The sequence below is a fragment of the Rania fehmarnensis genome (genome assembly GCF_056494185.1).
The window spans coordinates 7,282,473-7,298,526 of record NZ_CM151398.1 but is presented as its reverse complement, the minus strand read 5'-3'; the positions used below and the strand labels follow the sequence as shown (position 1 = coordinate 7,298,526).

Below are 16,054 nucleotides of genomic sequence, written 5' to 3'. Positions count from 1 at the left end.
AACTCCAGGCCTTTTTTCGTATTTGCGTCTTGGTGACGATTATATTGCCACCGAGCAGTTTGCCACGTACGCTACACCGGGGGCCTGATGGCTCGCTGGACTCGTCCGAGCGGGCCTTTCAGAAATACTCGAAGCGCGTCGAATCTGGACTGACTCCGTCGTACAAAAATACGTGGTGAGTAGTCAGTTTGTCGTCAATCAGAATTTCAATTTTCGCATCGGTCGGCGGAATGGTTGCGGGGCTCGCCAGAATAGCATGGGAAGGCCCCGCTTGAGCGAGCGAAAAGACAAGCTCGCCTACAACGAGTCGCAAGTCAACCCGAGCTGAATAACGCGGTCTATTCATGTCACTACGCGAACTGATGGCTAAGGCTCCAAATACTGCCGCGTTCGCGGGCTGAAGTGGTAAATTGTTTCCCTGCCCTATAGGAAACTTACTTGATGCATAAACTAATTCGACCCGCTTAAATATGTCTGGAATTCCGAAACGCACCGGTCGGTCGCAACTATCGGATGACGAGCTGTTGTTGTTCGATATGATGTTTGACTGCAGCGCAGCGGCAGGGCAGATATCCGCGGATGTTTATGCAGCGCATTTGAACTGCGAGTATTGCCATGGGCTGGACGACGAGGCTCTACGGTTGACCATCGAATCGTTGCTGGCGCGGAAGCTTCTTCACGTAGTGGGCAGTTCCGATCCCAGCGATCGCCGTTACGGGCTCACACCTCTAGGTGGACAGTGGTGGGAAGCCGAACGCCAGCCTGTATGGCAACAATTTGTGAGCACCTCTCAGAGGCAGCTTGGTCTTTTTCAGTCTGGGTCGATCGTGGCCACTTGCCTGGATGAACAGGTTGGTCGCAAGTGCCTGGGCGCGATGTTCGCCGCCGGACAAATTAGCCCCACGGGTTCCATACGCTCGCGGATAATATACAACCTGAGACTATTGCCTTGGAAAACTTTCCCTGTGGTACACGTGCTACGCTGTCGCACAAGTGATGATATCAGACACTCATATCACGCCGTCGACTGGGAAGTCTATGAATCGTCGCGCTGTTGGTGGCGATCGATTGGAGAGCTGCTGAGGTTGCCAAGTTGACCGGCGCTGACGCTTGAGACTTCTTGTGACAGCTCAATTGCTCGGCTGGCTATCAAGTTCTAGAATGCAACTCAAGCCACCTCCAATATTTACTTTGCCGGGAATGTCAGCGATGAGCCAGCCACTGGATGATCCTTATCAACCGCCCACGCTCTCCGAAGAACCCGGGTTGGCTAATATCGAATCGGAAGTTTTGCGGAATGTGGCTTTCTGGCAGCGTTTCTTCTCGATCTTGGGATATGGCATCACCGGGCTGGCGATGGTGGTGATCGTAGCTCAAGTTATAGCTGCTTCGACAAACAGCATGGCCAGACCGGGCGCGGCTACAGGAGCAGTCGTCAGTTCCATCGCCGTACTGGCTGTTATCTTGCTGGTCTATCTGATTCCCGCCATGCGTCTGGGCGCCGCGGCTAAAGCCACTCGCGATTTTGGCGAAGGCAGAGTCTCGCTCGGGCAGTATGCCCACCATCAACGAGCCTTTTGGCGCTATGCAGGCATGATGATCAGTACCATTCTGGTGATTTACCTGTTCTTTGTCGTGGTGTTATTGATGTCTGGGCTATCCGCATTCCGTTTTCGTTGAATCGTGGGGCCTGGTTCCCAGGCTCTGCCTGGGAACCCACTGCCTTGCAGGCTCCGCCTGCGTCGTTCCAGGCCTCTAGGGCGTTCTGATGTCAATCGTCGTGAACGTTCAATAACCGCGGCTAACGCCGTCGGTTTAGGGGGATCACTAATACTTTATACGTAAAGTATTGTATTGCGCTCGTTGTGCTGAACAAAGAAGTGTACAAGCGAAGGAGGGGCCCTGAGCCGCGCTGTGTTCAGCACTAGACGGGTGGCTTGCGACAGCCGACGGTGATTGCTAACTTCAGCGGCGACCAAATACATTCATTGCGACCTCGTTCCCCTCTGTCGAGACTGCTATGTCCTTACGCGCGATTGCCCGCTCACTGGCTGAACGTCTGTCCTCACGCTGTGCTCCGCGCTGGCAGCGTCAGCGGCGGCGGCTGACCAAGAAATTGTTGGTCGAAGGACTTGAAATACGTCAGGTAATGGCAGTCAATCCCCTGCTGATCGACTTTGGCCTCGATCCGGTGACCTCGTCGCCTACCAACTTTGTGGAAGTCAACGGCACGGTCTTCTTTCAGGCCAATTCGCGGGCCGCCGGAGCTGAGCTCTGGAAGAGTGACGGGACGGCTGCAGGCACGCAGATGGTGAAAGACCTGCAACCGACTGCCGCCTATGGCTCATATCCATCCAACCTGACCAACGTCAACGGTACGCTGTACTTCACAGCCGCCGATCCGGCCACAGGTCAGTCGGAACTTTGGAAAAGCGATGGCACGGAGTCAGGTACGGTGCTGGTCGATGGTAGCGTCGGCAGTGTTTCGCCCAGTTGGTTAACGGCGGTCGACAATACACTGTTCTTCGTGGCGTTCCGTCAAGGTTCCAACAGCACCGGGGCGGAGTTGTGGAAGACCGATGGCACGGCAGGCGGCACGGTACTGGTCAAAGATATCGTTCGCGGTGTCGGTAGTTCCAGCCCGACGCAGCTAGTCAATGTCTCAGGCACTCTGTATTTCGCAGCCACCACCAGCGCCGGCAACGAACTTTGGAAGAGCAATGGTACGGCTGCCGGCACTGTGCAGGTGCGCGACATCGTCACCGGCAATGGCAGTTCCAGTCCGACCAACCTGATCAACTCCAACGGTACGTTGTTCTTTGTGGCCACCAACACAGCCAATGGTACTGAGTTGTGGAAGAGCAACGGTACCTCGGGAGGCACCATCGTTGTTCGCGATATCTTTGCTGGTACCAACAGCTCCTACCCCGCTTACCTGACGGATGTTTCGGGGACGGTCTTCTTCTCTGTTAACAGTGAATTGTGGAAATCCAACGGTACGGCCGCCGGCACGGTGCAAGTGGAAACGGGTCTCGGTGGCAGCACGTTTCCGCGTAATTTGGTCAACGGCAATGGTCGACTGTACTTTAGCGCCTTTGGAGACACAGGTGACGAACTGTGGGCATCCAATGGCACGTCTGCAGGTACCGTGTTGGTCAAAGATATAACCGGTGACTATGCGAGTTCATCGCCACAGCGGATTATGAACGTCGGCAGCACGATCTATTTCACAGCTTCAACCGCAGCCACTGGCCGCGAACTTTTCGTCAGCGATGGCACCACCGCGGGCACCGTGCTGGTCAAAGATGTTAATCCTGGCATCTACGGTTCGTATCCAGGGTCGCTGACCGCAGTCAATGGCCAGTTGATCTTCGTCGCCCAGGATCCAACCACAGGTGTTGAATTGTGGGGCAGCAATGGGACCACTGCCGGCACGACGCTGGTCAAAGACATCGAGCCCACCAATTCCAGCGGCACACCTACCAGCTCTGTGGTCGTGGGGGCTACGGAGTATTTCGTGGCCAGCACTGCGGCCAACGGAGTCGAACTGTGGAAAACGGATGGTACGGCTGCGGGTACGTCGCTGGTCAAGGACATATCGCCCGGAGCCAGCGGTTCCTATCCATCGGATTTGATCAATGTCAACGGCACACTTTACTTTGTGGCCTCCGATGCAAACGGTCGCGAGTTGTGGAAGTCCAACGGTACCAGTGCGGGCACCGTACTGGTCGCGAACTTGAACGGTGTTTATTCGAGCACGCCGCAGCAGTTGATGAATATCGGTTCGGTGTTGTACTTCACCGCCGCCGACAATACTATTGGCCGCGAACTCTGGAAGAGCAGTGGCACAGCCGCGACCACGACCTTGGTGAGTGACATCAGGTCTGGCTACTACAGCAGCTACCCGAACAACTTGACTGCCGTGGGGTCGACGCTGTATTTCCTGGCCGACGACGGCATCAACGGACGAGAGCTCTGGAAGAGCAACGGCACGGTTGCCGGTACGTCACTAGTCAGTGACATCGGGCCCGGTAGCGTCTCGGCCTATGCTTCTGGACTGACGGCTGTCGCATCCACGCTATACTTCTCGGCCAATGATCAAATTAACGGATTTGAGTTGTGGAAGAGTAATGGAACTGCCGCTGGTACGGTGATGGTTAAGAACATCGCCAGCGATCCTTATGCCAGCTCCGAGCCAACCCAACTGGTCAATGTAAGTGGCACACTGTACTTTGCGGCCCGCGACGAGAGCGGGGGCAACTTCGAACTCTTCAAGAGTAACGGCACCAGCGCAACCACCGTCGCGATCGAAGGTACCGAGAGCTTGTTTGATGATCCTAATTTCCTCACCAACGTCAACGGTGTGCTGTACTTCGCTGCCTTCGAAGAACTGAGCAATAGCGGAGTCGAATTGTGGAAGAGCAACGGTACACTCGCCGGAACCCAGTTGGTCAAGGACATCTTGCCGGGGCTGAGCAGTTCCAATCCACAAAGCCTGGTTAACGTCAATGGCGAGCTGGTCTTTACAGCCTTTTTGCCAGAGACAGGCCGCGAACTTTGGAAAAGCGACGGTACAACGGCTGGCACACAGCAGATTGTCGATCTGTGGGTTGGCCCGGTCGGATCCGACATCACCAACCTGACTGCCCTCGGCACACGCGTTACCTTCACTGCCGATAACGGCAGCAGTGGTGATGAACTGTTTATCCTCTCGCCTAACCAAGCCCCAACCATTACATTGCCACCCGCGTTGCCGACCACAATCGAAGACACCGCCGTAGCACTCTCCGGAATCTCCATTGACGATGTCGACTCGGACACTGCGTTCATTGAAGTGACGCTGAGCGTCGATGTGGGCACGCTCGCTATAGACACCTCCGTACTCGGCGGAGTGTTGGCCGGTAACGTGGTTGGCAACAACACGGGGCTAGTAGTCCTGAGTGCACCGCTGGCCAACATCAATGCGACACTGGCTGCGACGGGTTTGAGTTTTACTCCCCCCGCCAACCAATCGACGACGGCCACGTTGACTCTAGCGGTTAACGACTTGGGCAATATCGGACTGGGAGCACCGCTCAGCGCTAGCGGCTCGCGCACGATCAGTATCGCACCGGTCAATGATGCTCCCGAGGTGGTCGTCAACTCGGGGCCTGTCAACTACACAGAAAACAGTTCAGCCACTGTGCTGGATGCGGCAGCTACGTTCTCAGACATCGATTCTGTGGACCTGGATACGGGTGTCGTGAACGTGCAGTTGAGCGCCGGTGATAGTGACGATCGTTTATCGGTGCGCAATGAAGGTACGGCGGTCGGGCAAATCGGTCTGGCCGGCAGTGACGTTACCTTTAGCGGTGTCGTTATCGGTTCCATTAGCTCCGGAGCCAATGGCGGCGACCTGGGGGTCACTCTCAACAGTAGCGCGACACCGGCTGCGACAGAAGCCCTGCTGCGAAATTTGCAGTTTGCTAATCTGAGCGAAAATCCAAGTGTAGCGCCGAGAACGCTAGTCATCTCGATCACTGACGGCGACGGTGGTACTTCATTGCCAGTGACTGTCACCGTAACCGTAGCGGCGGTCAACGATGCGCCCGTTGTCGGGTTGCCTGGTAGTCCGAGCGTATACGTTGAAGACGCAGCGCCCAGCGTCATCGATCCTGTAGCCGTCATTAGCGACAGTGAAAACAACCTGGCCGGTGGTACGGTTACGGTAACGATTGTCGTGGGTGCCGACGTCAATGATCGCTTGGAGATCAACAACCAAGGCTTCTCGGTTGGACAAATCGGACGATCTGGCAACTTTGTGCTCTATGGTTCGGTTACCGGGCCCGTGGTGATTGGCTCGGTAAGCGGAGGCGTTGGATCGACGGCGCTGAGTATCGCTCTGAATGCCAATGCCACCACTGCTGCGGTAGAAGCTTTGCTTCGCAATGTGACCTTCCAAACGTTAGGTGATACTCCGTCGACCGCCGCACGCACCATCTCGGTGCAAGTCAGCGACGGCGCATCGGCCAGCAGTCTGCCTGCTCTGGCGACGATCTCCGTTAGCGCGACCAACGATGCGCCGGTCCTTGATCAAGTTACCAGTTCGATAAACTATACAGAAAACGGTGCCGCACTAATTCTCGCTTCGGCAGCCACTGTCAACGATGTTGATTCAGCTAACTTCGCCACTGGCGTGCTGAGCGTAACGCTGACGGAAAATGGGGCGACAAGCGACATCTTGGCGGTTCGCAGCCAAGGTAGCGCGCCTGGCCAAATCGGGGTCAGCGGAGCCAACGTGCGATACGGCGGAGTGTTGATTGGGACACTGGCCGGCGGTACCTCGCTGGCACCTTTGACCGTGACACTCACGACCAATGCAACCAGCGTAGCCGTTCAAGCGTTACTGCGCAGTGTGACCTACCGCACCAACAGTAACGCACCGACGACTCTACCACGCAGCGTCCAGTTCGTGTTAACCGATGGTGATGGTGGTGCCAGTGTACCGGTGGTTGAAACTCTAAACGTCATTGCAGTGAATGATCGAGCCGTGTTGGAGTTCATTCCCGCCACTGGCACATACAGTGAGAACGATCCACCGGTGATTTTGGCTCCCGCCGCAACGATCGTCGATCCCGATTCGTTGAACTTCGCGGGTGGTAACTTGACAGTGCGCTATACTGCGGGCGGAACGGCCAGCGATCGCCTGGCGGTGCGCAACGAAGGTTTCGCAGCGGGGCAAATTGGTTTGGCTGGTACCAGCGTGCTCTTTGGTGGTCAGACGATCGGTACCCTAGGTACCAACGCCGGCATAGGCACGACGGCCCTCACGATTTTCTTGAACGTCAACGCCACGCCCGTCACCACCCGGGCCTTGCTTCGCAACATAACGTTCTCCAATATTTCGGAAGACCCAGCCACGCCGCCGCGCACGATTCAGTTCTTGTTAAACGATGGCGATGGAGGAACCAGTCTGAGCGTGACCCAAGTGATGACGGTCACCGCAGTCAACGACAATCCAACCCTTACGCTGCCCGGAGCGGTCGCCAGCTACACGCCTTTGGCCCCGGCTATCGATATCGATAACACTGCCACTGTAGCGGACGTCGATTCAGCTAACTTTGCCGGCGGAAGCTTAACTGTGTCGGTGATTGCCAACGGTTCGGCCTTGGATGTGCTGGCCATTCGCAATGAAGGTACCGCAGCTGGACAGATCGGTACGTCGGGCAGCAACGTGACCTTCGGTGGAGTCACCATCGGTAGCTTCACCGGTGGTACCACTTCCACGCCACTGAGCATTACGTTCAATGCATCAGCCACGAGCTCAGCCGTGCAAGCCTTAGTGCGCAAGCTGACCTTCCGCATCGACGGCCTGTATGGACCAGGGCCGGCCAAGTTGATCAGCTTGCAACTCACGGACGGCGATGGTGGGAGCGCCAGTGCAACCAAGGAAGTCAACGTCTAGTGGACAAGTGTGGCATAGGCTTCCAGCCTGTGAATAAAACGTGCGGCCGATAAATGTAGCGGAAGCCGTCAAGGCTTTCGAAATCAAGTCGCGCCGTTCGTACGAAAGCCTTGACGGCTTCCGCTACAGGGTTACGAGCCGGGCATTTCCGCGTGGGTGATGGTGACGATCACTTCGTTGGGATCAGGAAAGATGGCGTTCAAATCCGAGGTGAGTGGGATTCTCAGTTCAACTGGACGCGAGGTGCCGGGCTGGATGGGTTTATTGAACGAGCCAGCCATGTTGGCTTGGGCCATGACGCCACCATTGCTCTTATCGGTAACCGCCACATCCACCTTGATGCGGCTGATCGGTTCGCTGGATACATTCTTGAGCTGAAAATAGAGTGTCGGTGATCCAAGTGGGCTTTCACCGAGTCGAGCTTTGGAGGCGACAGCCCAGGGGTGCCCGACCGGTTCTTCGTAAGGTTCCAACTGGGATCGAGTTTCAACGGGGGCTGACCATTTGGCGCGTGAACCACTAAACGAATTGTCGCGAGTTGTGCCGCTTAGATAATCCAGAACAGTGGATGAAAAGAGCAACAGCCCAATCAACACCAAACAGCCAATGGTCGAAAGTGTTAGGCCCGCGATCGCCAAATCGCGTGGCTGTCTCTGCACGCCAGCAATCGACAGCACCAGACTGACAGGCGACAGAATACCTAACGTTAATAAGGCTACCAACGAAACCACAAAGGCCGCCGTTCCCATGGGATTGGTGGGCATGTGAATTTCGAATACATCAAACTCTCTCTTCGCCATTAACCGGGCCTCGTGACGGATTGTCTGTGAGGGGAAATCAGATTGCACTTGCCCCGAGGGATACCAACGTAAGTTTACCAAGCGACTCAGAAGAACACTACTCGGCCCAAAAGGGCTGTCATATTCTCATTGGCGTCGGCTAAGGTTCTCTACAATTGTAGAGAGTGGTGCTATGGTACTCGCTGGCAGAGACTCGGGCAAGGGTGCGATGCCTAGCAGTATAGATGTTGCCGCAGGTACATTTACTAGCTAGCGCATTGAAATTTACGTGAATGTTTTGCTAGCTGGCCTGAAGCGTTCAGCTACACCCGCTGGTGGCGGTGCAAAAGTCGGGCCCCAATTGTGTCGGAACCCGGCGACCAATTTCGCCTTTCGCGGTCGTACTCCTACTCCCACTCGAATCGATTCGATTTGTTAGTCCAGCGATCCAGTAGGAGTAGGAGTAGGAGTAGGAGTAGGAGTAGGAGTAGGAGTAGGAGTAGGAGTAGGAGTAGGAGTAGGAGTAGGAGTAGGAGTACGAAACGGCGCGATGGACAGTGTTTAGTTTATGTATAAAGTACTTTAGATTTGATTAGCCGGAATGAAACTAATGAACTCGCTGAGCGTTGGTGGCGCTTGAGATGATTAGCTGTGAAAAAGTCTTTCGCAGGTAATACAGTACCGACCAGGCGACGGTCGCCAAAATAATCGGCACCACAATGCTCTCTGGCCAGCGGTAAGCCCCGGTAAACAAAAAGAAAATCGAGCACAGGAACTCGCCCACTGCCACAATGGATAGCGGATAGTAAACGGCTTGCACCAATAAGCGATGTTGAGGCTTGGTTATGCCGCGGTGGTACATGAACTTCAAGCACCCCAGCCACACCAAGGCCACAAAGCAATTGCTTACCACTTGCAGGAAGGTAAACTGCGGGCCAGAGAGCTCGCGACGCATCAGCATGAGCAAAGCGTTGACCGCTGCCAATTGAAACGTCCCTACAAACAAGTCGATCAGGCAAACACGCGGTCGCCCCGGTGTGTTAGCGCCCACATGAATTGCCAGGTCTAGATAAACCAGTCCAGGCGCCCAGACAGGGCAGAACAGTATTAGCGACAGCACGATGCCGAAGGTGAGAATCTCGATAATGATGTCAAGAAAATTTGGCATCGGTGATGTTTGAGCTAGGGCATCTTTCTGACTTGGCCCGGCCGAATGGGCATGCCGCTATCGGCGCTAGCCACCGCTGCAAAACACAGTGCCAGGCTGTCTAAGTTATCTGAGGCGTCGATCGAGGTGGGGCGATTCTCTTCGATGGCGCACAGCAGTTCGCCCATGGTTCCGTGAAAGCCATCGGGAAACCATTGACCGCTGAGCTTGGGAGTCCATGAACCCTCAATGACGTTCACCGTCAGCGATTGCTCTTGATTGCCTGAGCCCGAACTGGTCAAGCTGCCCAACGTACCAGAGAGATAAGTGCGTTCTTGCGAGCCGGCGGGCACGCAGGCATCAAAGGCCAGCGTGGCCTGAGCTTCGTCGAACTCGATCACCGCTTGAGCCAATAGATTGGGCTTCAGATCCTGACCCGGGGCGCGAGCAGTTGAGGCAAACACACGCTGCGCCGTGCAATTGGGCAAGAAACATCGCAAAATATCAAACCAGTGAATCGCATAGTCATACAAGACCAGGTGTCGGATCTCTTCAAAGGGAGTGCCGCGTACCCAACGATGATCCCAGTGACATGACATGTGCGCGCCGAAGACTTTGCCGATGAGGCCTTGCTGCGCCACGCGTCGAGCATAGCTGAAGTGCGGCGCCCAGCGGCCGTTTTGATTTACAGCCAAGTAGCGATTGCGTTTGGCAGCCAGTTCTACCAGTTCCAGTCCCACGTCCAAGTCGAGCACAAACGGTTTTTGGCTGAGCACATGTTTGCCCGCATTCAAAGCTGCGCGAATCAAGTCCACGCGCTCGGCCGGGTGCGTGGTAATGTCGACAACTTCGATCGATTCATCGCGCCAGATTTGCTGCAGGTCATCGGTGGCCAGGGCTTCGGGGTAATAGTCATCACGTCGTGAGACCGCCCGCGTCTTGTTCAAATCGGCCAGCGCGGTCACTCGAAATCCGGCGGCTTTGTAGGCTTGCAAGTGATAACCCGAGATGCCTCCACAACCAATGATACCAATGTTGGGAGCGTAGCTCTTGGGCGATTGAGGCAAGTAGGCGACGGCGGCGAGTTGATCAAGACGACAAGTCATGGAGCAGGCTTTGGGCTGTAAGCTTCAGGAATTCTCACGACTGCTGGTCGAGCAGTTTTTGTCGCAAGGATTTGATGATGGGTCGGGGCACAAATCGCGAAAGCATTTTATCGTCGCTCAAGAGCGCGATTTGTTTGATCAGCGAACTAGAGACGTGGGCATATTCTTCGTCGGCCATCAGGAAAACTGTTTCCATGTCTTCGTCCAGTTGCCGATTGGCCATCATCATGGTGAACTCGCCAGCGATATCTGTTAACGGTCGCACACCGCGCACCATGACCCGCGAACCACAACTCCGCACGAACTTGACAGCCAGGCCATCAAAAGAACGCACCTCGACATTGGCCAAGTCTTTCACTACACGCTGGATCAAATCGATGCGCTCGCTGGGCGTGAACAGCGATTTCTTTTCAGCGTTATAGCCAATTCCCACGATCAGTTTGTCAAACAGCTTGGCGGCCCGCTGAATGATATGTAGGTGACCAAGCGTAACCGGATCGAACGAACCGGTGTAGACGGCAATACTGTGGGCTTTGGCCATAATGATGTTCCGTTAAGTGTGGCATAGGCTTCCAGCCTGTAACTTCCTCTACTGGACCGATGCAGTAGACCTGCCTGGCTGCAGAAATCCCTCCAGGCACTCGATCAAGCGACTAATGTCGTCGCTATTGTTGTATGCATGGGTACTAGCTCGCAAGCGGCCACCGCGCACACTGGTGACAATTCCTCGGCTTAGACAGAGTTTGCGAGCTTGCAGCGGATCGCGAGCACCGGTGGCCTCGGGCCAGCCAATCGTCACGATGCCACTGCGATGCTCCAGGCTGTCAGGGACAGACGTCCAGCAACCGAGTGGCTTAAGCCGCTCAGCCAGTTCAGCCACGTTTTCTAGAATCGCTGCGGCAAATCCACTGCCGGGCCGATGCGCCTGGCATTCCAATAGGAGTTGAATGCTGCTCTGTAGTCCAATCAGCCCCGGCATGTTGGCTGAGCCGCCTTCGTAACGCGCGGCAGTGGATTTAAGTGAAATATTATCGGGATCAAAGGCTGCTCGCTCATCCAGACTGTGCCAACCGATCATCAGCGGATCCAGCAGTTCCATGCGATCGCGCCGGATGTACATCAGTCCAGCGCCTTCTGGGCCGAGCATCCACTTGTGACCATCCGCTGCGCAGAAGTCCACGCCGCAGGCGGAGACGTTTAGCGGGAAGGCGCCGATGCCCTGAATTGCATCCAAGAACATCATCGCGCCGCGATCATGAATGGCTTGGCAAAACCTGGCGACATCGATCCGCCAGCCCGACAGAAATCCAACCCAACTGACCGCCACCAAGCGCGTCGTCGAATCGATCGCTTCCAGCAATTTCTCCAGTTGCACGGGACTAGCGCCACTGGGATCAGCTGGCACGGGAACTTCGCGGACCTCAACGCCACGGCGGGCCAAATTGCGCCAGGGAGCCAGGTTCGAGGGGAACTCGTTGGCCGGTACGACCAGGCTATCGCCGCTTTGCCAACGCAAGCCTTCGGCCACCAGACCGATGCCGGTAGAAGTATTGGGGATGAACGCAATTTCGTCTACACTGGCTGAAATTAGTTGAGCCAGCTGCTCACGCAGAACTTCTGTGCAGCGGCTCCAGTCCATCCAGGGGGTGTCGCCCAACTGGCTGGCTTGTTGGGCGTACTTGGCAATCGCCTCGGCTGCGACCAGCGGCAGTGGCGAGACAGCGGCATGGTCGAAGTAGGCAAAACGCTGGGTAATCGGCATGTGCCGGCGGAGGTCAGTCCGCGCAAACCCTGAGCCAGATGGGGGTTCCGCGCGCTGGTCTGGTGGGTTCATAACGGTCATAGTGGAACTTGATCTAAACAATTTACAAACGAAAATAGGCTAAATAGGCAGTCCAGGTGACAGCCAAAGAAGTTGGACTATACTACGCTGGAGCCCCGAATGGCTAACGACTTCTCTGCGACGATCCCTCGAGGTTGGTTGATGCCTAAAGCATTGTGCTTGACTGGATTGGTTATTGCCATCCTCGTGTTCTTAATCTTTCTCGCCGACCTGATCTTTGGGATGGCGGGCATGGTGTCGTTGGCGCCGTTCAAGATGAGCAGCCTGACAATGGATATCATTTTTCTACTATGTGCGGCCGGCCTGGGTTTTGTGAGCTGGACCAGCTTTAAAGAGCTGAAGTAGCTTTGGTGTGATAACTCAATGCTGCCGCAGCCCGCTCGAACTAAGTGATCCAGGCGTCCAGAGTGACTCAGACTGCGTTTAGAGGCTTTGCTTACATCAAAGCGATGCCAGATGGCACCGCACTCCAAAGGCCGCACTCCAAAGGTGCTCAGTGCGCGCTCTGCAGTTGATCGGAGGCCAGCAGGCAATCTACGCCGGGCCAGGCGACGTCGCATCGCGTGTGAAGCCGCTCGGCCAGTTTGAGAGTTTCGCCCGTGGGACGCCAGAAAGAACTGATCATGGCGGGCAAGTTCAGTTCATTGGCATCGCAGACGGCGACTGGTTCTTCGCCATATTGGGCAGGCACCATGGTACAAGACTCGGCCATGTCTAGTTGTGTCAGACGTGGTTGAATGTCATGCAGTTGCGAGGGCGTGACTGCCAACAGCCGATGAAGGCGTCCACCGCGCAAGGCGGCAGGTGGTATTAGTGATTCCACATCTTGAAGCACAATACTGCGCGTACCGCTGCTGTTATCTGGAACGGGCGTAGCGGGAGTAATTCCAGCTTCACGCATCATGCGGCTGACCAGGTCGACGGACAATCGCAAGAGATGCTCGAGGCTGAGCATGTTGGCGGCTGCCTCTTGGCCATCGTGGTCGCCTGAGAAGGCGTTGAAGCAACGACCGACTACATAACGCTGCAACGTCGCATCGAGGGTCGATTGGATACGTTGGATCATGTGGCGCCAAGCGACCGGCACGCTGGACTGTTCCAGCGTAATTTCGCCAGCACCTTGCATCTTCTGTTCGGCTTGCAAAGACCCAGCCCAACTGACAAGTGTGCCAGCGAACTGTTCGATTTGCGGTTGAGCCTGTTGCAACTGCTGCATGCAACGATCGGCCAACTGTTTGATGTACAGGCGTAGCGCAGCAGATTCCATCTGCGAGATGGCTTCGCGATGTGGTGTATCTTCGTCAGCCAGTTTTCGCAAGTCTGCTTCGGGGCCGGTGGCCAGCATCAACATGCGTTCCACTGTGCGCAGCACAATTCGCTGTAGCAGTTTCCACGAGATGTACGAAGGACGAATGTGGCTGGCCAACCACTCGCGACAGCTGCGCAGATCGCGTTCCAATTGCAGGCGCGTGGCCTCCGGACTCTGCGAAATGCGATTGCGGAAAGGATTGGGGCTGCCCGAGTTCTCATCGGCTGAGGCATCGTCGTTAACAGCTAGACGCAACAGCCGTAAACATTCGGAGGACAAGTGTTCGACAATGGCCGTGGTTTGGTTCTGCGACCAGCCAACGGCATCGCTGGTGGTTTCGAGATTGCCCTGCAGGTTTACTCCGCTGGTTACGCAAGCATGCCAGCGGGAAATTGCTGCGCTGCAGCATAGACGAGCGACTTGCGCAGGTTGTAGGTCTTGACCAAGCTGAACCAGTGAACTGCGGGCAGCGCGTAACCAACTGCGTGGCTTGATGTCGTGATGCGGACCTTGTGGATGGCGGGTAGAATCCAGCGTGGGACCGACCAAAGTGTGGCTATCCACCCACAGCAGTTCGCTCAAGTCTTCGACGGCGTTCTCACTATCTTCGTTGTTGGCAAAGATACCACCGTCGACCATGGTGACCCAATCATAGGGTTTGGAACTGGCTGATTTCTTAGGTGCGTTGTTTGACATCAATGCGGGAATGAAGTTCCCATTTTCCATTTGGGCATCCAGCTCGCACAGCGTGGCGATCGCAGCGGCCGCCGGTAACGCATTGTGATTGCCTGTCGTCGTCGCAATGGTACCGGTGCCGATCAGGAAGTAATCGTGGCATTCCAACTGCGCCAAAACATTGCGGACCATGCGACCGATATCAGCCAGCAGCGCGCTACCAGTTCCACCGTGCATCGAAGCACTGACATAAATTCGAATCGGCTGACACTCGTCGCCTTCCAGTTGCTGCCGAGTGGCCAAGAGCTTCTTCAGCTGGTCATATAAGCGATGTTGTACTTCTTCGAAGTGATCGACCAGTGACAGTGTGGCCAGCGGACGAACGCCTTCTGTCTTCTGCGAGCGGGGAATGTTGTATAGCCAACGCCGCGAGATCACATTGAAACGCTCATCATTGCGTTCACGATAGTCTTGCGGTCGAAAGAGTTTTAAGTGGCAGACGTTGCGATAGTCCAGACCACCGGGCAAACGCGTATTGGAAATTTCGCTCAGCAAGTCAAAATCGGTGTCGATCGCTAACCATTGATGGTCGGCCGAGCGTCTGCGATTATCGATTTTTTGATCGAGCAAGTTACGCAAGCGGGTCAAAGCATGGCAGCCGAATCCACCGAGCCCGATGAACATGCATAGCGGCGCTTGCCATCCGTCGGCAGAATCGGCTGTCGGCAGTGGAGGCATGGCTTGCAAGCCACACAGCAAGGCTGGTGAGGTGCATGTCGACGTTCCGCGGCTGTCGCTGCTAGAGTCGGATCGAGTGTCAGCCGAAGCATGCCCATTTGAATTTTGGGAATCAAGGTTGCGTTCAGGCTCGTTCAGCCGAACTTTGGATGCATACTTTTCGTGGGTGCCGCTATTGCGCAGCTCGTCGATGAAAGCGCGACAACTGCTGTAGCGATCCAGTGGATGCTTGGCCAGTGCGCGCGCGACGACTCGACGATCGGCGGGCGGCAGTGGTTCGAGGTTTGGCGCTTGATGCAAATGCTGACGCGCCAGTTCACCGGCCGTCTTGCCATCGAATGGCAGTTTGCCAGTCAGCATTTCTTGATACACAACTGCCAGCGAATACAGATCGCTCAATCGATCGGGCCGGCCATCAAATAATTCTGGTGCGGCATGCGTTGGCGTCAGGCCACTAACGATCGACACATTGGGATCATGCAAGTCTTTGATCAGACCAAAGTCGGCTACTTTGATGCGATCGGCCATCAGCAACAAGTTACCAGGCTTGACGTCTAAGTGCTGCAAATCGTGTTTTTGGGAGAGATAATCCAGCGCATCGCCTGCGTCGCGCAGGTAATCCAACAATTGGTCGCGCGGAATGCCCTGCATCTGACGTCGACGAGCAGCGTGGAAACTGTCCATCAAACTGCTTTCGGCCAACTCGGTCACAATGATCAGTTGACCGTTGACGATTTCGATGCGTTCCAGCGACAGTAATAGTGGATGATGCACCTGGCGAATACGTTGCAACGATCTCAGTTCGCTGCTGGCACGCTGTTCATCCAGCGTCCCATAAACCAGCTTGACTGCTTTCCGCAGTCCACCGGGGGCATCGGCCGACCAAACTTCTCCATAACCACCGGCACCTAATCGTTGCCGAAGGATATAACCTGGAATAGGTTCATAGCCTGCGCGAATTACAGAGGGATTGGTCATAGTTCACATCACTGTTGGGGCTGGCAGGTCGCTGA

General features: G+C 55.6%; 10 protein-coding genes. 4 read left to right on the top strand and 6 right to left on the bottom strand.

All coding sequences use genetic code 11. From position 1 onward, the window contains the following. Window positions 1–470 precede the first annotated feature (470 nt). From SH573x_RS24785 to SH573x_RS24775, 3 genes are all read left to right on the top strand, one after another. The gene (locus SH573x_RS24785) at window positions 471–1,097 is read left to right on the top strand and encodes a hypothetical protein (RefSeq protein WP_479350699.1); all 627 of its coding nucleotides are present in this window, start codon (window positions 471–473) and stop codon (window positions 1,095–1,097) included. A gap of 112 nt (window positions 1,098–1,209) precedes the next feature. Beyond that, complete coding sequence (locus SH573x_RS24780) at window positions 1,210–1,680, top strand: hypothetical protein (protein ID WP_479350697.1); 471 nt, start codon at window positions 1,210–1,212, stop codon at window positions 1,678–1,680. Between the two features lie 340 nt (window positions 1,681–2,020). Continuing rightward, window positions 2,021–7,444, top strand: a complete 5,424-nt coding sequence (locus tag SH573x_RS24775; protein ID WP_479350696.1) for an ELWxxDGT repeat protein — start codon at window positions 2,021–2,023, stop codon at window positions 7,442–7,444. A gap of 131 nt (window positions 7,445–7,575) precedes the next feature. Here the strand turns inward: SH573x_RS24775 and SH573x_RS24770 are convergent, their stop codons facing one another. From SH573x_RS24770 to SH573x_RS24750, 5 genes are all read right to left on the bottom strand, one after another. Beyond that, entirely contained in the window at window positions 7,576–8,244 is a 669-nt protein-coding gene (locus SH573x_RS24770) for a DUF4190 domain-containing protein (protein WP_479350694.1), read from the bottom strand. 586 nt (window positions 8,245–8,830) lie between these two features. Then, the gene (locus SH573x_RS24765; RefSeq protein WP_479350693.1) at window positions 8,831–9,391 is read right to left on the bottom strand and encodes a hypothetical protein; all 561 of its coding nucleotides are present in this window, start codon (window positions 9,389–9,391) and stop codon (window positions 8,831–8,833) included. Between the two features lie 14 nt (window positions 9,392–9,405). Next, complete coding sequence (locus SH573x_RS24760; RefSeq protein WP_479350691.1) at window positions 9,406–10,476, bottom strand: Gfo/Idh/MocA family protein; 1,071 nt, start codon at window positions 10,474–10,476, stop codon at window positions 9,406–9,408. Between the two features lie 34 nt (window positions 10,477–10,510). After that, window positions 10,511–11,017, bottom strand: coding sequence for a pantetheine-phosphate adenylyltransferase (gene coaD, locus SH573x_RS24755; RefSeq protein ID WP_479350690.1), 507 nt, complete (start codon window positions 11,015–11,017; stop codon window positions 10,511–10,513). A 48-nt stretch (window positions 11,018–11,065) separates the two neighbouring features. Next, window positions 11,066–12,319 carry an aminotransferase class V-fold PLP-dependent enzyme gene (locus tag SH573x_RS24750; RefSeq protein WP_479350688.1) on the bottom strand — a complete coding sequence of 418 codons (1,254 nt, stop codon included), beginning with the start codon at window positions 12,317–12,319 and terminating at the stop codon, window positions 11,066–11,068. 99 nt (window positions 12,320–12,418) lie between these two features. Between SH573x_RS24750 and SH573x_RS24745 the strand changes: the two genes are divergently transcribed. Further along, window positions 12,419–12,664, top strand: coding sequence for a hypothetical protein (locus tag SH573x_RS24745; protein ID WP_479350686.1), 246 nt, complete (start codon window positions 12,419–12,421; stop codon window positions 12,662–12,664). Between the two features lie 148 nt (window positions 12,665–12,812). Here SH573x_RS24745 and SH573x_RS24740 read toward each other — a convergent pair whose 3' ends face one another. Beyond that, a complete protein-coding gene (locus tag SH573x_RS24740; protein WP_479350684.1) occupies window positions 12,813–16,019 on the bottom strand; it encodes a protein kinase domain-containing protein in 3,207 nt (1,068 codons plus the stop codon). Window positions 16,020–16,054 lie beyond the last annotated feature (35 nt).